The sequence below is a fragment of the Acinetobacter indicus genome, assembly GCF_009914475.1.
Classification (GTDB): domain Bacteria; phylum Pseudomonadota; class Gammaproteobacteria; order Pseudomonadales; family Moraxellaceae; genus Acinetobacter; species Acinetobacter indicus.
Genome location: NZ_CP045198.1, coordinates 1343885 through 1363841, shown reverse-complemented (window position 1 = coordinate 1363841; position 19957 = coordinate 1343885). Strand labels below are relative to the sequence as shown.

The following is a 19957-nucleotide window of genomic DNA, read 5'->3' as shown; positions in this document are numbered from 1 at the left end:
AGCACTACATTTGAATTTTAGGTAAAATTCGCAGCGTTTTATATTGTTTTTTATTTTTACTCATCTCCTGTTCTAAAAGCCGCTTTTGCGTTTGAGCCTGTTTATTTTGGCGGCTCAAAGTAAGTCCGATTTTTGCCGATGAAAATAAAGCGTTGAATGTTTTGAGCCATGGCTCAAGGCAGCGTATGCCTGTTGTTTTAAAAACAGGCAGAACAGGTCGTGGGTAAAAAATCAAGGGTATTTGTCCTCTGGACAAGAACAAAAGTAGATCTGTTATGGCCAAACAGCCTATTTATAAATCCCTGTACTTTCAGGTGATTATTGCAATTATTGAAGGTATTCTCGTCGGTCATTATTCTCCTAGTGGCACACAAATTATTAATGGCGTGGAACAGTATGTTCCGGGTCTGGGTGAGCAGCTGAAACCCTTAGGTGATGGCTTCATCCGTTTAATCAAAATGATTATTGCGCCGGTGATTTTCTGTACCGTGGTGAGTGGTATTGCTGGTATGGAAAGCATGAAATCGGTGGGTAAAACCGGTGGCGTGGCATTACTGTATTTTGAAATTGTCTCTACCATCGCCCTGATTATTGGTCTGGTGGTGATTAACGTCTGGAAACCAGGCGTTGGCATGAACGTTGATCCAGCTTCTTTGGATACCACCGGTATTTCAAAATATGTAGAAACTGGTGAAGCGCAATCTACAGTCGAGTTCCTGTTAAATATCATTCCAAATACCGTGGTCGGTGCCTTTGCCCAGGGTGAAATCCTGCAGGTGCTGATGTTTGCCATCCTGTTTGGTTTTGCTTTACACCGTTTAGGGCCAGCAGGTAAGCCGGTCTTGAAACTGATTGACCAGATTTCGCATGTGTTCTTTAACATTGTGAACATGATCATGAAAGTTGCGCCAATTGGTGCTTTCGGTGCGATGGCCTTTACCATTGGTAAATACGGGATTGGCAGTCTGGCGCAACTGGCGCAGTTAATTATCTGCTTCTACCTGACCTGTGTGCTGTTTATTTTTATCATACTCGGCAGTATTGCGCGTATGACTGGTTTCAGTATCGTGAAAATGATCCGCATGATTCGCGAAGAATTACTGATTGTATTGGGGACCTCATCTTCAGAATCGGTATTACCGCGTATGTTGAAGAAACTGGAAATTGCCGGCTGTGAAAAATCGGTGGTGGGTCTGGTCATTCCAACGGGTTATTCCTTTAACCTGGATGGTACCTCGATTTATTTGACCATGGCGGCAATCTTCATTGCTCAGGCCACCAATACACCTTTAGAACTGCATCATCAGATTACTTTATTGCTGGTGCTGTTGATTTCCTCTAAAGGTGCAGCAGGGGTGACCGGTTCAGGCTTTATTGTGATGGCGGCAACACTGGCGGCTGTGGGTCATATTCCGGTGGCCGGTCTGGCGCTAATTCTGGGTATTGACCGCTTTATGTCTGAAGCGCGTGCCTTGACCAATCTGGTGGGTAATTCATTGGCGACCATTGTTGTAGCGAAATGGGTCGGTCAGTTAGATCAGGAAAAGCTGCAATATGCATTAAATAATCCGGAAGAAATTGACCGCAAAATGGCAGAACAAAGCCAGCAATCTGCTTCGGCTTAACAGCAGGGCGGTGACTAAAGGAAGCTTCGGCTTCCTTTTTTTATTACTTGGCAGTCAATAAAAAAGCCGGGCAAAGCCATGACAGTACGCTTAAAAATGCATAGCATGGGGCTGAATGTAAAACAAGAATGTACCCTACAAGGATCGACTATGCTGGCTTATGATGCAGATTTAGAATTATTCCGTGACAACTTCCGCCGCTTTATGAGTGAACAGATTGCCCCGCATTATGAACAGTGGGAACGGGAAGGAATTATGCCGCGCTCGGTCTGGAACCAGCTGGGTGAAAACGGCTTTTTATGTGTAGATGTACCGGAACAGTATGGCGGCTATGGCGTACCGACCCATTATTCGCTGATGCTGGTGGAAGAATCGGCACGTGCTGGTTATAGCGCACTGTCTACCGGTATTTCCTGTCATTCAGAAATTGCTGCGCCGTATATTTTAAATATTGGTTCAGAAGAACAGAAACAGTACTGGCTGCCAAAAATGGTTAGCGGTGAAGTGGTCGGTGCGATTGGTATGACCGAGCCGGGTGCTGGTTCTGACTTGCAAGCCATGCGCAGTCATGCCATTTTGCAGGATGATCATTATATTTTAAACGGTTCTAAAACCTTTATTTCCAATGGCCAACATGCCGATCTGGTGGTGCTGGCGGTAAAGACCGATCCGCAGGCACGCGCCAAAGGTGTGTCTTTATTGCTGGTCGATACCCATCTGGATGGCTTTAAAAAAGGCACCAACCTCGACAAGATTGGCCTGCACGCTCAGGACACCTCGGAATTGTTCTTTGATAACGTGAAAGTACCCAAAGAACAGTTACTGGGCCAGCCGGGACAGGGCTTTGCCTATTTAATGCAGGAATTACCACGTGAACGGACCGCGATTGCCGCCACCGCCTTGGGCGCTATCCGTGGTTCAATTGACATCACCACGCAATACGTCCAGGAACGTCAGGCTTTTGGTCAGAAAATTGGCCAGTTCCAGAACAGCCGTTTTGTTTTGGCACAGGCTAAAATTGATGAGCTGGCCACGGCTGCGTTTTATAACCAGAATGTCGAGCTGTATATGCAGGGCAAACTGGATGTTGAAACCGCGGCAGCACTGAAAAGCTTCTCGACCGATATGCAGATGAAAGTGGCCGATCAGCTACTGCAGCTGTTTGGTGGTTATGGTTATATGACTGAATATCCAATTTCTCGTTTCTTTGTCGATGCCCGTATCCAGCGGATTTATGGCGGTACCAATGAAATTATGAAAGAGATTGTGGCGCGCGGTTTATTGGGCCGTTAAGTTCTATACATCAGACTAAATGAAAACACCCGCCAGCATCGACTGGGCGGGTGTTTTTTGGTGGGTGTGTTTCTGAGACTATTTTAATGCAGGCTGAGCACATGCAGACTTTCCCGAATAAAGATCGGCAAGTCTGCTGGTGAGCGTGAGGAAATATACAGGTTATTGTCATTCACCACCGCTTCATCAAAATACACGGCGCCGGCATCCATCAGCTCCAGCATCACCGGGGCAATGCTGGTCATGCGCCGGCCTTTGACCACACTGGCATGAATCAGCAGTTGCGGACCATGACAGGTGCTCATAATTGGTTTCTGGGCATTGGCAAAGTTTCGGACAAAATCGACAAAACGTAAATCATCACGCAGTTGTGCCGGAGATTGGCCGCCGGGAATCAGCAGCGCATCAAAATCATGAATGGTCACATCATCTATACTTTGGTCGATGGTTACCGAGCTGCGCCGTTGATAACCATAGACAATATTGCCGGCCTTGTTTTCAACATTTACCACGCTATGCCGCGCTGCACGGAAGGCGTGGATCAATTCTGGATAGTCTGCATCTTCATAATCATGGGTAATCAGCACCGCGATTCTTTTTGACATTATTATTCTCCGAATTGCTTTAAATAAAAGAGTAAAGGGGAAAAAGCAAAATTTCATTGCTGCTTTGTAACCAGTTTTCTTATTTCTTTTTCAAGTTAAAATTTCTGGAATTTTATTCAATATTTATGGGCGTAATTTTCTATGTAAGTAATTATGACGCCTGTTCAGTTTACGCAATAAACTTGCAAAATCCTATCACTATTCATCGAATTCAGATGCAAAAGCTATCGGCTGATTGGAAAAAGGCCCTGTTTCATCTGCTTAAATTCGCTACACTCTGGATGGAAAAACAGGCAAAGCGTCGTGACTTGTTCAGAATTATTCATGAGCCATAGCTGCTCAATTGATAAACAGTCTCACAAGTTGCAGAGAGTTTAACCAACTGTTTGTTTTTAAGACTGAATCAATCAAAGTTGTATTGCGCAACATTTGAAAGCTAACTATTGTTATACTGTTTGCATACCGTTTATGAAGGGCGACATAACAATGATCAACGACGATCAAAACACAACGACTTCTCTTGACCTGAACAATATTCGTGAGGAAATTGACTCTGTTGATATGCAGATTCAACAACTGATTAACCGTCGCGCACGATTGGCAGAAGCGGTGGCCAAAGCCAAATTTGCCGCTGAAGAGAATCCGCTGTTTTACCGTCCGGAACGTGAAGCACAAGTTTTACGTAATGTTATGGATCGCAATGAAGGCCCATTGTCGGACCAGACCATGGCACGTTTATTCCGTGAAATCATGTCGGCCTGTCTGGCACTGGAAGCACCGCAAAGTATTGCCTTCCTGGGGCCTGTTGGGACTTATACCCATTCTGCGGTACTCAAGCATTTCGGTCATGATGCCCTGGTGCGCCCTTTACAAACCATTGATGAAGTCTTCCGTGAAGTGGAAGCGGGCAGTGCGCATTATGGTCTGGTGCCGGTAGAAAACTCCTCTGAAGGGGTGGTGAACCATACCTTAGACTGCTTTAAAACTTCAAATCTGAATGTGATTGGCGAAGTTGAATTGCCGATTCATCATCAGTTCCTGATTTCTGCAAATACCCGTAAAGACAGCATTAAACAGATTTATGCTCACCAGCAAACGCTGGCACAGTGCCGTAAATGGCTAGATGCGCATTATCCTGGGGTGGAGCGTGTGGCTTTAAGTTCCAATGGTGAAGCGGCGCGCCGTATTCGTAATGAATGGCATTCTGCGGCCATTGCTTCTGAAATTGCGGCAACCATTTATGATCTTGAAATCATGCACAGCAATATCGAAGACAACCCGGAAAACACCACGCGCTTCTTGGTGATTGGCCGTGAGAAAGTGCCACAAAGCGGCAATGACAAAACTTCATTGCTGGTGTCTGCACATGACCGTGCCGGTGCCTTGCTGGAAATTCTGGCGCCATTTGCCAAACACAACATTAGTCTAACCAGTATTGAAACCCGTCCGGCTTTACCTGAAAAATGGGCCTATGTGTTCTTTATTGATCTGGAAGGTCATATTGAGCAAGACAATGTTAAAGCTGCGATTGAAGAAATCCGTCCATTGGTGAAAGAAGTCCGTGTACTCGGCTCTTATCCGGCGGCAGTTTTATAAAATTCTCTGGTGGCCGTGTGCGCTGCATGCGGCTGCTTTTCACCTGTAAATCTGGAAGTAAAAAATGTCGTTTGTCCCAGCCAATGAAGGCATCTCTAAGTTAAAGCCATATCAACCAGGTAAGCCGATCAGTGAACTTGAGCGCGAATTGGGTATTACCGATATTGTGAAATTGGCATCCAATGAAAACCCGTTGGGCTGTTCAGACAAAGTCAAAGAGGCTGTGGCTGCCGAGCTGGCAGAAATTGGTCGTTATCCAGATGGTGGTGGTTTTATTTTAAAAGACCAGATTGAAGCGCAGTTTGGTTTTGGTCATGAACGGATTACTTTGGGTAATGGTTCAAATGACCTGCTGGAAATGTTTGCCCGCGCTTTTGTGTCCGAGCAGGACTCAATCGTATATAGCCAGCACGCCTTTGCGGTTTATGCGCTGGTGACTCAGGCCATTAATGCGCAGGCCATTGAAGTGCCAGCCAAAGGTTTTTCACACGATTTAGACGCGATGGCTGCGGCTATTCAGGCCAACACCAAGCTGGTGTTCATTGCCAACCCAAACAACCCGACCGGCACCTGGTTTGAAGAAGCTGAATTTGAAGCCTTCATGCAAAAAGTACCGGCCAATGTAATTGTGGTGCTGGATGAAGCCTATGTGGAATACTTCCCGGAAAACTTCAACAGCCTGAAGTATCTGGATCAGTATCCAAATCTGATTGTTAGCCGTACTTTATCGAAGTGCTATGGTCTGGCAGCGCTACGAGTTGGTTTTGCTCTGGCCTCTGTACAGGTGACTGACTATTTAAACCGTATCCGTCAGCCATTTAACGTGAACCATTTAGCTATGGTGGCAGCTGTAGCAGCGCTGAAAGATGAAGCCTTTATCGAAAAATCACGTGAAGTGAACAAGGCTGGTATGGCGCAGCTGGAAGCGGGCTTTAAGGCACTGGGCCTGAACTATGTGCCTTCACGTGCCAACTTTATTCTGGTTGATGTACAGGCTGATCCGGCACAAACCTTCAATGCCTTGCTCAAAGAAGGCGTGATTGTACGTCCGGTTGGTATTCCAAACCATCTTCGTGTATCGATTGGAACAGAAGCAGAAAATGCCAAATTCCTGACTGCACTGGCGAAGGTGTTAGGTCTGGACGCAAAGGCATAAGCCATGACGCAACCCCTGTTTGAAAAAGTCGCTTTTATTGGACTTGGGCTGATTGGCTCAAGTCTGGCGCGTGTGATTCAGGCTGAACAGCTGGCTCATGAGGTAGTGGCATCGACCCGTTCGCAAAAAACGCTAGAAGATGCCAAAGCCTTGGGTTTAATTGCTGCCGGTTATAGCGATCCGGTCGAGGCGGTGAAAGATGCTGATCTGGTGGTACTGGCCTTACCGGTACGTGCCACCGAATATGTGTTGCAGCAGATTAAACCGTATTTAAAACCTGATGCAATCCTGACCGATGTCGGCAGTACCAAAGGCAATGTGGTCGATGCAGCCAAAGCGGTTTTTGGTGAACAACTGCCTGCCGGTTTTGTGCCGGGGCATCCGATTGCTGGAGCCGAGCATACCGGGGTCCATGCCGGTAAGGTCGATTTATTCGCCAATCATAAAGTGATTTTGACTCCATTACCGACCAGTGCGGATTGGGCGGTCAATAAACTGATTCATCTGTGGGAAGCAGCCAAAGCGGAAGTGATCTGTATGGATGTGGACAAGCACGATGAAGTGCTGGCACATACCAGTCATCTTCCGCATTTAATGGCATTTAACCTGGTGGAGCAACTGGCCAACAGGGAAGACAATTTAGATATTTTTCGCTATGCTGCAGGCGGCTTTCGTGATTTCTCGCGAATTGCAGCCAGTGATCCACAAATGTGGCACGACATCTTCTTTGCCAATAAAAAGGCAATTTTGAATGCAGTCGATGGCTTTGAACAACAGCTGGCAATCTTGCGCCAGCTGATCGAACAGGAAAACTCGCAGGCTTTAATGGGCCTGCTGGGACATGCTCAAGCAGCGCGTCAGCATTTTAATCATATGCTGGCCAAAAAACCGTTGATGGAGAACAATAAAGTGACACAACAATTTACGATTTTACCGGGCTCTAAAAATTTCCAGGGTAAATTTACTGTGCCAGGTGATAAATCTGTGTCACATCGTTCAATCATGTTTGGTGCAATTGCAGAAGGCACCACCCATGTCACCGGCTTTTTGGAAGGTGAAGATGCACTGGCGACCTTGCAGGCTTTTCGCGATATGGGTGTCAGCATCGAAGGCCCAAAAAATGGTGAAGTGACCATTCACGGTGTGGGGATGCAGGGCCTCAAAGCTCCAGTCGGCGCGCTGTATATGGGGAACTCTGGCACCTCCATGCGTTTGCTGTCAGGCATGTTGTCGGCGCAGGCCTTTGATTCGGTGATGACCGGTGATGCATCCTTGTCCAAGCGTCCAATGGAGCGTATTGCCAAGCCATTACGTGAAATGGGTGCACAAATCCAGACCACAGGTGAGCGTGGTACGCCACCGGTGTCAATTACGGGCAGCCAGCAGTTAAAAGGCATTCAGTACGATTTACCAATGGCCTCTGCACAGGTGAAATCAGGAATTTTACTGGCCGGTTTGTGGGCCGAAGGTGAAACTGCAGTAACTGAACCGGAACCAACCCGCGACCATACCGAGCGTATGCTGCGTGCTTTTGGTTATGAAGTGAAAACCGAAGGCAACCGTATTTCCCTGCAAGGCGGCGGTAAACTGGTGGGAACCAATATTCAGGTGCCTTCAGATATTTCATCTGCAGCGTTCTTTATGGTGGGCGCGGCCATTACTGAAAATGCCGATGTCACTTTAGAAGCTGTGGGCATTAACCCGACCCGTACTGGCGTGATTGAAATCCTCAAACAAATGGGTGCAGATATTACTGTATCCAACGAGCGTATTGCCGGTGGTGAACCGATTGCCGACATTCGTATTCAGGGCAGCCGTACCTTAAAAGGCATTCATATTCCGGAAGATCAGGTGCCACTGGCGATTGATGAATTCCCGGCGCTGTTTATTGCAGCAGCCTGTGCGGAAGGTCAGACTGTATTGACTGGTGCAGCTGAACTTCGCGTCAAAGAATCTGACCGGATTCAGGTGATGGCAGATGGCTTGAAAACCATGGGCATTGACTGTACCCCAACTGAAGATGGCATCATCATTGAAGGCAAGGGCAAAGCAGGTGACTGGTCGCCTGTGTTCACCGGCGGTGAAATTGAGTCACATCATGACCACCGTATTGCCATGAGCTTCTCGATTGCCGGTTTACGTAACTCGGAAGTAATTAAAATTGTGGGTACAGAAACGGTCGCGACCAGCTTCCCGACCTTTACCCAATTGACCGCTCAGGCCGGTCTGCAGATTGAAGTGACCGAATAAAGAGAAAAATAACCCAAAACAGCCAAGCTTTTGCTTGGCTGTTTGTTTTATATTGCTTATGCTAAATATACAACAAGAACAGCAGTAGGGTCGTTTATGAAAACACTCCAGTTTACCGCACAATGTGATAACAAGGCCGAATTACAGGACTGTAAGATTGCCCAGGACTATGTGGCAGATTTGCTGGCCCGACAGTTAAACCAGCACGGCTTTGAAACCCTGCCACAAAGTGGCGCACAAATTGCGGTTAGTGTGGAAGATCATCCTTTGCCCTTAAGCGTGAGCTGTGAAAGCCGCGATGCCGAAGGACGACTGGTGTGTGAAATCCTGTCTTATCCGGAAGAAGAGCAGGACTGGTTTGACCGGATTGAATCGCAAAGCTTGCTAAATCAGCTGGCCCAGGCGGTCGAGCAGACCTTAAAACAGGATGAAAACTTTACGGCCTTTGAATGGAAAAATTAAAACAATCCCAGGTTGGAATTGCGAAGCCATTTCGTCTGTATCCATTTTAAAATTAACAGTACCGTCACTGATCTCCTCCCATAAAAAAACCCATCAGCAGATGGGTTTTTGTCTTTAGCCTAAGGCCAGGAAGCGGGTAATTGCAATCCGCAGCTGTTTTAAATAGCCGGTAAAGAAATGGTTAGCGCCCGGTAAAATGGTAACCAGATGACGCTGTGGTTTGGCCCAAGTAATCATGTCCGAGAGCAGGGTCACATCATCGGCTTCGCCATGAATAAACAGGATGTCACCTTTAATTTCAGGAGTTACATAGTGACGTACACCAGCTACTGTCGCAGTCGGCAAGCCGCATAAAATGGTCTGTTTTGGCTGTAATTCAACCGGTAGCGCTGCATAACTCTTTGCCATCACATGCGCACCAAAGCTGAAACCGCCGGCATAGAACGGCAGGCCAATGTGCTGGCTGCGCGCATATTTGATGACTTCTAGAATATCGTCCGTTTCGCCAAAGCCTTCATCATGCACACCTTCACTCTGGCCTGAACCACGGAAGCTTGGGCGATATACCACGCAGCCGCGCTCTAGGTACATTTGTGCTAATAATGCAGGAACTTTGTGTTGCGGGGTGCCGCCTTGCAATGGATGGGGGTGGCTGACAACCGCGAATCCTTTCACTTCACCCTGGGGATAATCTACGAAAACTTCAATTCGACCCACAGGACCTGGAATGAAAATTTGCTCGGACATAAGATAATCGAATAATGGCAGGAGAATCGATTATTTTACCGATTATGTTTAGGAAAAACACAGATTGGCATTAAAATAAGCTGACTGTTATAGTTTGATTAATTATTTTTTAACCACTTTTTGATCAGGATGTGTATGCTCGCCTTAATTTCTCCTGCTAAGACTTTAGATTATGAATCTGCATTACCCACCGACAGCCACACCTTACCAAGACTATTAGCGCATTCACAAGAACTTATCGACGTTAGTCGTACGCTATCTGCTTCAGAAATCGCCAATTTAATGAGTGTGAGCGAAAAAATTGCCAATTTAAACGTAGAACGCTTCCGCGACTGGCAGGCCGATTTTGATTTTTCCAATGCGCGTCAGGCGCTGTTTGCCTTTAAAGGCGATGTCTATACCGGTCTGGATGCCTATAGCCTGAAGGATCAGGACATTGATTACGCACAGCAACATTTGCGTATGTTATCAGGTCTGTATGGCTTATTGCGCCCGCTGGATTTAATGATGCCGTATCGTCTGGAAATGGGTACCAAGCTGAAAAATCCGCGTGGCAGCAATTTGTATGAATTCTGGGGCACCATCATTACTGATCTGATCAATGAAGATCTGGCTGCGGCCAAGTCTGAATTGCTGGTGAATATCGCTTCGGATGAATATTATAAATCGGTGAAAGAAAGCAAGATTCAGGCAGAAATCATCAAGCCGGTATTTTTAGACCAGAAAAATGGCAAATATAAAGTCATCAGCTTCTATGCCAAAAAAGCCCGTGGTTTGATGGCGCGCTATATCATCGAAAATAAAATTGAACGTGCTGAAGATTTAAAAGGCTTTAATAGCGATGGCTATTATTTCGATGCTGACAGCTCCCTAAAAGGTGAGCTGGTGTTTAAGCGAGATGAGCAAGCCGCATAAACAGGGGAGTGCGTGCCATGCAATCAGAACTTGCTGATTTTCAGTTGTATTGGCAACGCTGCGCTCAGCAGTTTTCGCTGAATCGCTGCCAGACGCAGCAGCTGTATGCGCGGCTGCTGGCGGCCTATAGTGAGCCGCAGCGGCACTATCATGGCGTGCAGCATATTCTGGAATGTCTGCAGCATTTCGACCAGATTCGCACACAGTTGCAGCAACCATCGCTGGTCGAGCTGGCGTTATGGTTTCATGATGCGGTCTATCATCCTAAAGCGCAGGACAATGAAGCACAAAGTGCGACATTGTGCCAGCAGTTATGTGCAGATTTTTTAACGGCAGCACAACTGGAAACCGTGAGCCGCTGGATTCTCGCGACCCGGCAGCATCAGCCTAGTGATGAGCCAGATTTAAATGCCTTGCTGGATATTGATCTGGCAATTCTGGCTGCGCCGCCAGTACGTTTTGCTGAATATCAGCAACAGATTCATCAGGAATATGCCTGGGTCGAGCAGAATCTTTATCAGCACAAGCGCCGTGCGGTATTGATGCAGTTTTATCAGATGCAACCGCTATATCAGACCCGGTATTTCCAGCAGCATTATGAAGCACAGGCCAAACACAATCTGGCCCAGGCTTTGTCTACAACGGGCGAATCAGCATCGTGATGGTTTATTCACCCACTAAAATTCAGGCATAAAAAAAGGCAAAGTCAGACTTTGCCTTTTCCATCTTGTCACAAGATTAGTGGTGATGACCGCCAACACCGTGTACGTGACCGTGGTCTAACTCTTCTTGAGTCGCTTCACGGATTTCTACGATTTCAACTTCAAAAGTCAGGTCTTGACCAGCAAGCGGGAAGTTTGCATCAACGATTACGTTTTCGCCTTCAACTGCTTTAACCGTTACGATCTGTACGCCATCATCAGTTTGTGCTTGGAACTGCATGCCAGGCTGAATGCTGTCTACGCCTTGGAACATTTGCGCTGGAACTTCTTGAACCAGGTCAGGGTTGTATTCGCCATAACCTTCAGCAGCAGGTACGTTTACAGTGAATTTTTCACCCACAGTTTTACCTTCTAGGGCTTTTTCAAGACCAGGGATGATGTTACCCGCACCATGCAAATAGGCAAGTGGTTCACCTTGAGATTGGTCGAGAGTTTCACCCTCTGCGTTAGTCAATGTGTAGTGGAAAGAAACCACGAGGTCATTTGCAATAGCAGTCATGTTATAGATCCATTTAGTTTTCTAAGGGTACATCATAAAGTGAAAAGGCAAATTTGTTGAATACTTTTACTCAAAAAACTCACATTTGGCTTTTTTATGACATTTTCCCAGATATTGGGGCAGTCGATAAAATTTCAATGCAATTTTATTTTAGGGCCAATTTTTCTGCCGAGCATATCTTTGGCGGTCAGCACCCCGGCATGGGTATAGCCATGAATGGTGGCCTGATGCAGCCGGTATAAAGACACATACATCGACTTGGCGACTATGCCCTGTACATTGACCCGACCGAGTAATTCACCCACGGCCGTATGCTGGCTTAAAGAAATCAGCGAGCCTTTGTCGGAGAATTTAAACATCGGCAGTGGTTTCCCATTCACGTGCTGGCTCAGGGCACGAACCAGAAAGCTGGCCTGCTGACTGGCCACCTGCGCACGCGGACCCAGCACCGGTTCATCGGCTTTGGGCTGGCAATGGGCACAATCGCCAAAGGCAAAAATGTTGGGGTCGGTATAAGTCTGTAAGGTGGCATAGACTTTTAAACGGTGCAGATGATCTTTTTCAAAATCATCCCACTGTTTAAAAATTTCCGGGGCCTGAATTCCGGCAGCCCAGACTTTAATTTCTGCTTCTAGCGGATTACCTGCAGCAAAATAAACCTGTTCTTCATCAACCTTGGCCACCCGATGCTGGGTCAGCACTTCAATGCCAAAGCGCTCCAGCTGGGCTTGAGTATGTCGGGAAATTTGCTGTGACAGGGCCGGCAAAATCCGGTCGGCGGCTTCAATGAGCGTAATCCGAACCAGTTGCGGATCAATCCGGTTTAAACCATATTGGGCAAAGGTCTGTTTGGCTTGATACAGCTCTGCCGCCAGTTCAACACCGGTGGCACCGGCACCGATAATGGCAATATTCAGGGCGCGGCTTTGCGGCTGATTTTGGGCTTCTAAATATAGGTGCAGCAGGTCCTGATGAAACACCGTGGCCTGAGGCAGGCTGTCCAGAAAATGACAATGCTGTTTCACCCCTTCGGTATGAAAGTCATTGGAAGTAGAGCCCAGCGCCAGCACCAGCGTGTCATAGTCTACGTCGATCTGCTTCGGTGGCTGCTCTTTTTTGGAAAATTGCGGTGCCTGCAGCTGGATTTTTTTCTGGGTCCGGTCAATGCCAACCAGTGTGCCTAATGTAAACTGATAATGATGCTGGGCAGCATGCACAAAATAGTTGGTTTCTTCCTGATGCGGATTGAGCGTGCCGGCTGCAATTTCATGTAGCAGCGGTTTCCAGATATGGGTCAGTTTCTGATCGACCAGAGTAATCTGTGCTTTGCCCGATTTACCCAGACGATGACCGAGTTGGGTAGCAAGCTCCAGACCGCCGGCGCCGCCACCGACAATCACAATACGATGTAATGCTGACATGATGAACCTATATTGTTATTTTTAATGCAAGAACAGGCTCAATTTATGCCATCTTCCCATCAGGAAAATGGCTCAGATTGTTCGACAACTTACATCATGTAGCATTTCCACTGTGCTTGTTCACAGGATTAAACCAGCGGATAAGTTTTGGTTGCGGTTTCATCCTTGGAGGAAAAGCTAAACAGGCTTTTTAGCCAGATCAGCAGTTTTTCAAACAGGCTGGCTTCGGCAATATGTACTTCTTCTTCCAGATGAATGGTATTGATCAGGCGGTTATTCTGATAAACATGCACGGTGGCCAGCTGCATCACCTGTGCCAGCGGGGCCGTCAGTAACTTTTCTTTCAGCTCGACATTCAAATGGGTTTTGGTTTGGGTTAAGGGTTCAATCAGTCGGGTCTGACCGAAGGTATCGTTAACAAACAGGCGCTGCTGGGTCACATCAAACTGTGTTAAATCAATCGCGCTGTTTTCGCCATATAAAGACGTGGTGACAATTTTCGGTTGCTGCACTTCGACCTTGAACATTTTCAGGGTTGACTTCACCACCGGCAATTCAGCAATCAGCTGTTTGTTTTTTAAAGCCACTTCGTTGCGGGTATAGGCATAACTGATGTTCATCAGCTGTTGGGCAATTTCAGCGCGCTTAAATGCACTTTTTGCACCCAAAACCACTACAATTAAACGCCGGTTCGGATCGTCAAAATTCTGGGTGAGACGGTTGGCCGTCAGCGCCAGGTTATAACCGGCGGCACGGGTATAACCGGTTTTCAAGCCATCCACCGTCGGGTCCTGTTTGAGCAGAATGTTAGTGGCACGGTGATAACGCTGGTTATAGGTAAAACTGGTCTGTTTGGAATAAGCGAGATAATCCGGAGTGTCATTGACGACCGCCTGTGCCAGACGGGCCAGATCGGCCGCGGTAGAATAATGTTCCGGCATGGTAATCCCGGACGGATTCTGGAAATGGGTATGCTGCATTCCCAAGGCCTGTGCTTCCTGATTCATACGTGCCACGAACTGCGGTACGCTGCCAGAAATCCGTTCGGCCAGAGTTAGGGCGGCATCATTGGCAGACATCACAATTAAACTAGCTAGCAGCTGATCAACAGAAATCTGCTCACCTTCTTTCAGGTACATCTGGGATTCATCCCACATCACCTGTTTCACCACCGACGTTGCGGTCAGCACATCTGCCACGTTCAGCTTGCCGGCCTGAATGTCCTTGAGCACAATATAGGCCACCATCATCTTGGTCAGCGAGGCCGGGGCGCGCTGAATCTGGCTATTGTGTTCTGCAATGACCTGACCCGATTGTGGATCAAGCACGGTCCAGGCTTCTGCTTCAACCGTTTCAGGATTAAAAGATAATAAGGTGGCATGCGCAAGCGAGCTGCATAGCCAGCACAGCAGCGCAATCAGGTAGATGACACGTTTCAAGGGGATTCCTTTTTTAACCAGTCCGTTGGTCATAAACATAAAAATTTTAGGCATGCTATGCTTTTTTTTGCCGCCTGACTAGCGATAATTTTCGACAATGAAGACGACTGCGCATTGCATGACAAAAAAATGTTAAGCTAATTGATAAGTTATCTCTTTGATCTTTTATATCGCCCATTATGTTGCATTATCAAATCGAATTTGACGATTATCGTCAGCATCTTATTCATGTCACTTTGCGCTTTCTGGCCAATCCGACACAGGTTCTAGCTTTACCAACCTGGATTCCGGGCAGCTATCTGATTCGTGAATTTTCCAAACATATTGAAGCGGTCAAGGCTTATGATGAAGCCGGGCGTATTTTAAAAATCCAGAAATTTGAAAAGAACAAATGGCGTTTGTTTAATACCGATCATGAACTGATTACGGTGGAATATGATGTTTATGCCTACGACCTGTCGGTGCGTGGTGCCTATGTTGATCAGACCCGGTTATATGTCAATCCGGCCTGTGCCTGTTTAGGACTGGAAGGTCAGGAAGATAAAGCGATTGAAGTCGAAGTATTCCTGCCAAACGAACTGAAACATTTCCAGCTGGCGACCGGACTGGTGGCCAAAAGTCTGGTGAAAGGGCGTTATACCTTAAAAGCCAAAAACTATGCCGAACTGATTGATGCGCCGTTTGAGCTGGCCGAGCAGACCCGTTTTAGTTTTGATGCAGCAGGCATTCCACATGAATTTGTGGTGTCGGGCAAACATGCCATGAATGCTGCGAGAATGCAGCAGGACCTGGAAAAAATCTGCGCCACTGAAATTGCCCTGTTCGGTTCTGCACCGTTTCAGGATTATACCTTTATGACCATGGCGACCGGGAACAGTTATGGTGGTCTGGAGCATCCAAACAGTACCAGCCTGATTACCCCGCGCGATGACTTGCCAAAAGCCAATGAGCCGGAAGAGCCGTCGAAAGAATATCAGCGTTTTCTGGGGCTGTGCAGCCATGAATATTTCCACTCCTGGCTGGTGAAATTTATCCGTCCGGACAGCTTTGTCAATTATGACCTGAACCGGGAAGGTTACACCTCTTTGTTGTGGATTTTTGAAGGTTTCACCTCATATTATGATGACCTGATTTTATTACGCAGCGGTGTGGTTAATCAGGAGTCTTATATTGCTTTATTAAAAGCGCAGATTGACCGTTATTTGCAAAATCCGGGTCGGGCAATTCAAACCGTGGCTGAATCGAGTTTTGATGCCTGGGTGAAATTCTACCGCCAGGATGAAAACTCCAACCATGCCGGCACCAGCTATTACAACAAGGGCTGTCTGGTGGCCTTGTGTCTGGACCTCGGTTTACGTCTGCGTGGTTCCAGTCTGGATGCGTTAATGCGCAAGCTGTATGACAATGCGCAGCAGGGCATTCAGGTGCATGAGCGCACGATTTATGAATTGTGTCAGGAATTAACCGGCGATAGCTGGGCTGAGCAGATTAACCATCTGATTAACACCACCGAAGAATTACCGCTGGATCAGCTGTTCCCGGAATTTGGTCTGAGCTACAGCTTAAAAAATGACAAGCGTTTGCCATTGGGGCTAAAACTGGCCGATAAACCGGAAGGCGTACTGGTACAGGCCGCACGCCGTGATGGTCAGGCAGCGCAAGCCGGTCTGTCGGCGCATGATGTAATCATTGCCATTGATGGCCTCAAAGCCAGCAGCAAACTGATCGAACAGTATGCCAAACAGAGCGGCAGCTTTACAGTACATGCTTTCCGCCGTGATGAACTGATGCAGTTTGAAGTGAATGCAGCAGGTTCTGAACTGACTGAAGTTGAATTAAAAGTTGAAGATCAGGCCAAACTGGATCGCTGGTTAAAAGTGTAAAATCACAGTCTGAAATCTATACTATAAAAAACCGATGCTCAGGCATCGGTTTTTTTATGCAGATCTATCGTCATAAACCCTATCGTAATCACACCTTATTTGATGATCAGGCGGGAAGTACCGCGAAACTCCGCCACAATCTGCTGCTTCTGGTTCGTGACCCGAATATCATAAATGCCGCTGCGGCCACTGCTGGCCTTATGTTCTGCCACCGCAGTCAGGGTATCGCCGAGCAGGCCCGGTTTTAAATAATGAATACCGCAGTGCTGACCCACCGCCGGATGTTCGCCGGTGTTGCAGGCAATGGCAAAAGCCGCATCCGCCAGCGCAAAAATCACCGCACCGTTACAGGTTTGATGGCCTTGTAAATGCTGCTCGGTAATTTTTAATTCAATCTGTGCGCTGTGTTCACCAAACGACACCAAATGGGCGCCCAGATGCTGCATTAATCGGTCCTGATGAAACATGGGATTAACTTGCTGATCCATAGCAGACTCCTTTTTTAAGATACGTTTTATTTTAAATTTAAAATTATGTGAATCATAAATAGCATTGTGATGCTGAAAATACAAGCAAAAAAATAAGGCCCCGTTGGAGCCTTATTTTCATCGTCTATTCAACGCATCTTTGCAACAGCTTTTTTAGCTGAGCAGATGCAAGTCTCATTAACGGGCACGACGACCACGTGATTTGGTATTGGGACGGGTGGTGCCATTGGTCTTGCGACGTGGCTTTTCACCTTCTTCCATTTGCCAGATGCGTGGTGTGCCGGATTTTTTCTTGGCGGTACCATCTTTGTTGACTTTTTTCTGCATCGGTTTGCCACCAGTGCCGCCCGGTTTCTTCACATAAGAACGTGAGCGATACGGCTGTTCGGCTGGTACATCTTTAAAGTCGCTATAGAGCAGTGGTTCAATTTCACGGGTTTCACCCGGTTGCAGGCCCAGCTGAACCAGATCAATCGAACCGATTTTGGTGCGAATTAAACGCAAAGTTGGGAAGCCGACCGCAGCGGTCATGCGGCGCACCTGACGGTTACGGCCTTCACAAATTGAAATTTCAGCCCAGGAGGTCGGCACCGAAGCGCGGTAACGTACCGGAGGATGACGTTCCCATAACCACTCCGGTTCAGCCACTTTAATCGCTTTGGCCGGCAAGGTCATGCCATCATTCAGTTCTACACCTTTACGCAGCTGTTCTAGCGCTTCTTCGGTAATGTCACCATCGACCTGGACCAGATAGGTTTTAAACTTTTTATTGGCCGGGTTGGTAATAAACTGGTTTAAACCGCCATGATCGGTCAGGAACATTAAACCTTCTGAATCCATGTCCAGACGACCGGCAATCCGCAAATCCGGATCGTCAATGAAGTCGGCCATGGTTGGGTGCTTTTCATCGGGACGAAACTGCGACAGCACATCATAAGGCTTGTTAAGAATAACTATTTTCACTGTAACCTGCTAAAAAATATAAAAAAATCTGGGTGTGATTCTTATGCTAACTGTAATAAAACCCGGCATGGGAGAGAAAGGGTGACAATGAGCAAAAAGAAGGTCCACAATATCCGGCTACTATAGCAGATTCTGTCTGATCTGCCTGAACTTTATGGCAAAGCTGAGCAGATGATTTTGATTGGAAATGTAAAACTTGCTGAGAGATGCCACAGGATATATGCCGATTTATTAAGCACAGAAATAAGGCCATTTCCCTTATAAATCCCGGGCTGGTTAAATTTTGATTAAACTGAAAAGATCATCGAGTTAAAAATACAATTAAGCAGACAGCCAAAAAAGACCGGTGCCGGGCAAGAATAGTATGGATTTGCCCGCCCACCAATCACAGGGAGTAGCAAGGATTATGGGTTATCAGAAAATCGTCGTGCCTGCAGATGGCAGCAAAATTACGGTAAATGCAGATTTATCCCTGAATGTGCCGAACAATCCGATTATCCCTTTTATTGAAGGTGACGGGATTGGGGTGGATATTACCCCGACTATGAAAGCGGTGGTGGATGCGGCGGTACAAAAAGCCTATGGCGGCAAACGTGCGATTGAATGGATGGAAGTATATTGCGGCGAAAAGGCCAACAAGATTTATGGCACTTATATGCCGGAAGAAACCTTTGAGGTCTTGCGTGAATTTGTGGTGTCGATTAAAGGTCCACTGACCACCCCAGTTGGTGGTGGGATCCGTTCATTGAATGTGGCCTTGCGTCAGGAACTGGACCTGTATGTCTGTGTGCGTCCGGTACGCTGGTTTGAGGGCGTACCTTCACCGGTGCAACATCCGGAACTGACTGATATGGTGATTTTCCGGGAAAACTCGGAAGATATTTATGCCGGGATTGAATGGAAAGCCGATTCACCGGAAGCGAAAAAAGTCATTAAATTCCTGAAAGAGGAAATGGGTGTCACCAAAATCCGCTTTGAAGAAAACTGTGGTATTGGGATTAAACCGGTCTCCAAAGAAGGCACTCAGCGTCTGGTGCGTAAAGCCATCCAGTTCGCGATTGATAATGACAAGCCGAGTGTGACCTTGGTACATAAAGGCAACATCATGAAATATACCGAAGGCGCCTTTAAGGAATGGGGGTATGAAGTGGCGCTGGAGCGTTTTGGCGGCGAATTGCTCGATGGCGGGCCGTGGGTGAAGCTGAAAAATCCGAAAACCGGCAAAGAGATTATGATTAAAGATGTAATTGCCGATGCCTTTTTACAGCAGATTTTAATGCGCCCGGCAGATTATTCGGTCATTGCCACCTTAAACCTGAACGGGGATTATATTTCCGATGCACTGGCGGCAGAAGTCGGCGGGATTGGCATTGCACCGGGAGCCAATATTGGCGGGGCAATTCATATGTATGAAGCCACCCATGGCACTGCGCCAAAGTATGCTGGGCAGGACAAGGTCAATCCGGGGTCGATTATTCTGTCTGCGGAAATGATGCTGCGCGATATGGGCTGGACTGAAGCGGCCGATCTGATTATTCGGGGTGTATCCGGTGCGATTGCAGCCAAAACGGTGACATATGATTTTGAACGCCTGATGCCAGATGCCACCTTGCTGCGCTGCTCTGAGTTTGGTCAGGCGATTATTGACAAGATGGACCAATAAAACGCTATCTATTTGATGCAACCGCCCGCGTTTAACGCGGGTTTTTTATGCCTTATCTTCTCATCCATTTGTGTCAATGTAATGACAAGTAACCACAGTCATGCTTTGGGTGACTAAGGTAAAATAGTAAAACTATTTTCACTTGATTTGTAATGGATAATCCTGTGCCCAATTACATTGAGGCAATTTGATACAGCTTATGACTTGGGCAAAAAACAAAACCCGGTAGA

18 protein-coding genes are annotated in these 19957 nt (G+C 47.0%); 10 read left to right on the top strand and 8 right to left on the bottom strand.

Going from position 1 to position 19957, the window contains the following annotated elements:
• Positions 1-4: 4 nt before the first annotated feature.
• Entirely contained in the window at positions 5-235 is a 231-nt protein-coding gene (locus tag GA693_RS06950; RefSeq protein WP_160241176.1) for a hypothetical protein, read from the bottom strand.
• Between the two features lie 40 nt (positions 236-275).
• Between GA693_RS06950 and GA693_RS06945 the strand changes: the two genes are divergently transcribed.
• Together GA693_RS06945 and GA693_RS06940 are read left to right on the top strand one after the other, a co-directional pair.
• On the top strand, positions 276-1625 hold the full coding sequence (locus tag GA693_RS06945; protein ID WP_160241177.1) for a dicarboxylate/amino acid:cation symporter: 1350 nt from the start codon (positions 276-278) through the stop codon (positions 1623-1625).
• A gap of 150 nt (positions 1626-1775) precedes the next feature.
• On the top strand, positions 1776-2918 hold the full coding sequence (locus GA693_RS06940; protein ID WP_075166939.1) for an acyl-CoA dehydrogenase family protein: 1143 nt from the start codon (positions 1776-1778) through the stop codon (positions 2916-2918).
• Between the two features lie 83 nt (positions 2919-3001).
• On the opposite strand, the gene GA693_RS06935 is transcribed toward GA693_RS06940, so the two are convergent.
• Positions 3002-3523 carry a type 1 glutamine amidotransferase domain-containing protein gene (locus tag GA693_RS06935; protein WP_005179007.1) on the bottom strand — a complete coding sequence of 174 codons (522 nt, stop codon included), beginning with the start codon at positions 3521-3523 and terminating at the stop codon, positions 3002-3004.
• A gap of 486 nt (positions 3524-4009) precedes the next feature.
• On the opposite strand from GA693_RS06935, the gene pheA reads away from it, so the two are divergent.
• The 4 genes from pheA to GA693_RS06915 all read left to right on the top strand — a co-directional run bounded on the left by pheA (position 4010) and on the right by GA693_RS06915 (position 8987).
• A complete protein-coding gene (gene pheA, locus GA693_RS06930; protein WP_005179005.1) occupies positions 4010-5119 on the top strand; it encodes a prephenate dehydratase in 1110 nt (369 codons plus the stop codon).
• 64 nt (positions 5120-5183) lie between these two features.
• Positions 5184-6275 (top strand): histidinol-phosphate transaminase, encoded by a 1092-nt coding sequence (gene hisC, locus GA693_RS06925; protein WP_075166937.1) that lies wholly within the window; start codon positions 5184-5186, stop codon positions 6273-6275.
• A 3-nt stretch (positions 6276-6278) separates the two neighbouring features.
• The gene (locus GA693_RS06920) at positions 6279-8525 is read left to right on the top strand and encodes a bifunctional prephenate dehydrogenase/3-phosphoshikimate 1-carboxyvinyltransferase (RefSeq protein WP_160241178.1); all 2247 of its coding nucleotides are present in this window, start codon (positions 6279-6281) and stop codon (positions 8523-8525) included.
• Between the two features lie 96 nt (positions 8526-8621).
• On the top strand, positions 8622-8987 hold the full coding sequence (locus GA693_RS06915) for a hypothetical protein (RefSeq protein ID WP_005179001.1): 366 nt from the start codon (positions 8622-8624) through the stop codon (positions 8985-8987).
• Positions 8988-9101: 114 nt separating this feature from the next.
• Here the strand turns inward: GA693_RS06915 and GA693_RS06910 are convergent, their stop codons facing one another.
• Positions 9102-9734 (bottom strand): alpha/beta hydrolase, encoded by a 633-nt coding sequence (locus GA693_RS06910; protein WP_005178998.1) that lies wholly within the window; start codon positions 9732-9734, stop codon positions 9102-9104.
• A gap of 135 nt (positions 9735-9869) precedes the next feature.
• Here GA693_RS06910 and yaaA point away from each other — a divergent pair, with 135 nt between their 5' ends.
• Together yaaA and GA693_RS06900 are read left to right on the top strand one after the other, a co-directional pair.
• Complete coding sequence (gene yaaA / locus GA693_RS06905; RefSeq protein WP_005178997.1) at positions 9870-10649, top strand: peroxide stress protein YaaA; 780 nt, start codon at positions 9870-9872, stop codon at positions 10647-10649.
• 17 nt (positions 10650-10666) lie between these two features.
• Positions 10667-11311 (top strand): HD domain-containing protein, encoded by a 645-nt coding sequence (locus GA693_RS06900; RefSeq protein WP_160241179.1) that lies wholly within the window; start codon positions 10667-10669, stop codon positions 11309-11311.
• Between the two features lie 76 nt (positions 11312-11387).
• Here GA693_RS06900 and slyD read toward each other — a convergent pair whose 3' ends face one another.
• The 3 genes from slyD to GA693_RS06885 all read right to left on the bottom strand — a co-directional run bounded on the left by slyD (position 11388) and on the right by GA693_RS06885 (position 14730).
• Positions 11388-11870: a peptidylprolyl isomerase gene (gene slyD, locus GA693_RS06895; RefSeq protein ID WP_005178991.1), complete on the bottom strand. Its 483-nt coding sequence runs from the start codon at positions 11868-11870 to the stop codon at positions 11388-11390.
• A gap of 134 nt (positions 11871-12004) precedes the next feature.
• Positions 12005-13291: an NAD(P)/FAD-dependent oxidoreductase gene (locus tag GA693_RS06890; protein WP_160241180.1), complete on the bottom strand. Its 1287-nt coding sequence runs from the start codon at positions 13289-13291 to the stop codon at positions 12005-12007.
• Between the two features lie 128 nt (positions 13292-13419).
• Positions 13420-14730, bottom strand: a complete 1311-nt coding sequence (locus GA693_RS06885; protein WP_160241181.1) for a D-alanyl-D-alanine carboxypeptidase family protein — start codon at positions 14728-14730, stop codon at positions 13420-13422.
• A 179-nt stretch (positions 14731-14909) separates the two neighbouring features.
• Here GA693_RS06885 and GA693_RS06880 point away from each other — a divergent pair, with 179 nt between their 5' ends.
• Positions 14910-16613 (top strand): M61 family metallopeptidase, encoded by a 1704-nt coding sequence (locus tag GA693_RS06880; protein WP_160241182.1) that lies wholly within the window; start codon positions 14910-14912, stop codon positions 16611-16613.
• Positions 16614-16708: 95 nt separating this feature from the next.
• On the opposite strand, the gene paaI is transcribed toward GA693_RS06880, so the two are convergent.
• The gene (gene paaI / locus GA693_RS06875; protein WP_005178971.1) at positions 16709-17101 is read right to left on the bottom strand and encodes a hydroxyphenylacetyl-CoA thioesterase PaaI; all 393 of its coding nucleotides are present in this window, start codon (positions 17099-17101) and stop codon (positions 16709-16711) included.
• 177 nt (positions 17102-17278) lie between these two features.
• Positions 17279-18064 (bottom strand): rRNA large subunit pseudouridine synthase E, encoded by a 786-nt coding sequence (locus tag GA693_RS06870; protein WP_045794865.1) that lies wholly within the window; start codon positions 18062-18064, stop codon positions 17279-17281.
• Positions 18065-18470: 406 nt separating this feature from the next.
• Here GA693_RS06870 and icd point away from each other — a divergent pair, with 406 nt between their 5' ends.
• Positions 18471-19727 (top strand): NADP-dependent isocitrate dehydrogenase, encoded by a 1257-nt coding sequence (gene icd, locus GA693_RS06865; protein WP_016659160.1) that lies wholly within the window; start codon positions 18471-18473, stop codon positions 19725-19727.
• Positions 19728-19957 lie beyond the last annotated feature (230 nt).

What these genes read in the sequence shown, in the direction of transcription:
- GA693_RS06945 (WP_160241177.1), top strand. Translation starts at nt 276, where the DNA reads ATGGCCAAACAGCCTATTTATAAATCCCTGTACTTTCAGGTGATTATT.
- GA693_RS06940 (WP_075166939.1), top strand. Translation starts at nt 1,776, where the DNA reads ATGCTGGCTTATGATGCAGATTTAGAATTATTCCGTGACAACTTCCGC.
- GA693_RS06935 (WP_005179007.1), bottom strand. Translation starts at nt 3,523, where the DNA reads ATGTCAAAAAGAATCGCGGTGCTGATTACCCATGATTATGAAGATGCA.
- pheA (WP_005179005.1), top strand. Translation starts at nt 4,010, where the DNA reads ATGATCAACGACGATCAAAACACAACGACTTCTCTTGACCTGAACAAT.
- hisC (WP_075166937.1), top strand. Translation starts at nt 5,184, where the DNA reads ATGTCGTTTGTCCCAGCCAATGAAGGCATCTCTAAGTTAAAGCCATAT.
- GA693_RS06920 (WP_160241178.1), top strand. Translation starts at nt 6,279, where the DNA reads ATGACGCAACCCCTGTTTGAAAAAGTCGCTTTTATTGGACTTGGGCTG.
- GA693_RS06915 (WP_005179001.1), top strand. Translation starts at nt 8,622, where the DNA reads ATGAAAACACTCCAGTTTACCGCACAATGTGATAACAAGGCCGAATTA.
- GA693_RS06910 (WP_005178998.1), bottom strand. Translation starts at nt 9,734, where the DNA reads ATGTCCGAGCAAATTTTCATTCCAGGTCCTGTGGGTCGAATTGAAGTT.
- yaaA (WP_005178997.1), top strand. Translation starts at nt 9,870, where the DNA reads ATGCTCGCCTTAATTTCTCCTGCTAAGACTTTAGATTATGAATCTGCA.
- GA693_RS06900 (WP_160241179.1), top strand. Translation starts at nt 10,667, where the DNA reads ATGCAATCAGAACTTGCTGATTTTCAGTTGTATTGGCAACGCTGCGCT.
- slyD (WP_005178991.1), bottom strand. Translation starts at nt 11,870, where the DNA reads ATGACTGCTATTGCAAATGACCTCGTGGTTTCTTTCCACTACACATTG.
- GA693_RS06890 (WP_160241180.1), bottom strand. Translation starts at nt 13,291, where the DNA reads ATGTCAGCATTACATCGTATTGTGATTGTCGGTGGCGGCGCCGGCGGT.
- GA693_RS06880 (WP_160241182.1), top strand. Translation starts at nt 14,910, where the DNA reads ATGTTGCATTATCAAATCGAATTTGACGATTATCGTCAGCATCTTATT.
- paaI (WP_005178971.1), bottom strand. Translation starts at nt 17,101, where the DNA reads ATGGATCAGCAAGTTAATCCCATGTTTCATCAGGACCGATTAATGCAG.
- icd (WP_016659160.1), top strand. Translation starts at nt 18,471, where the DNA reads ATGGGTTATCAGAAAATCGTCGTGCCTGCAGATGGCAGCAAAATTACG.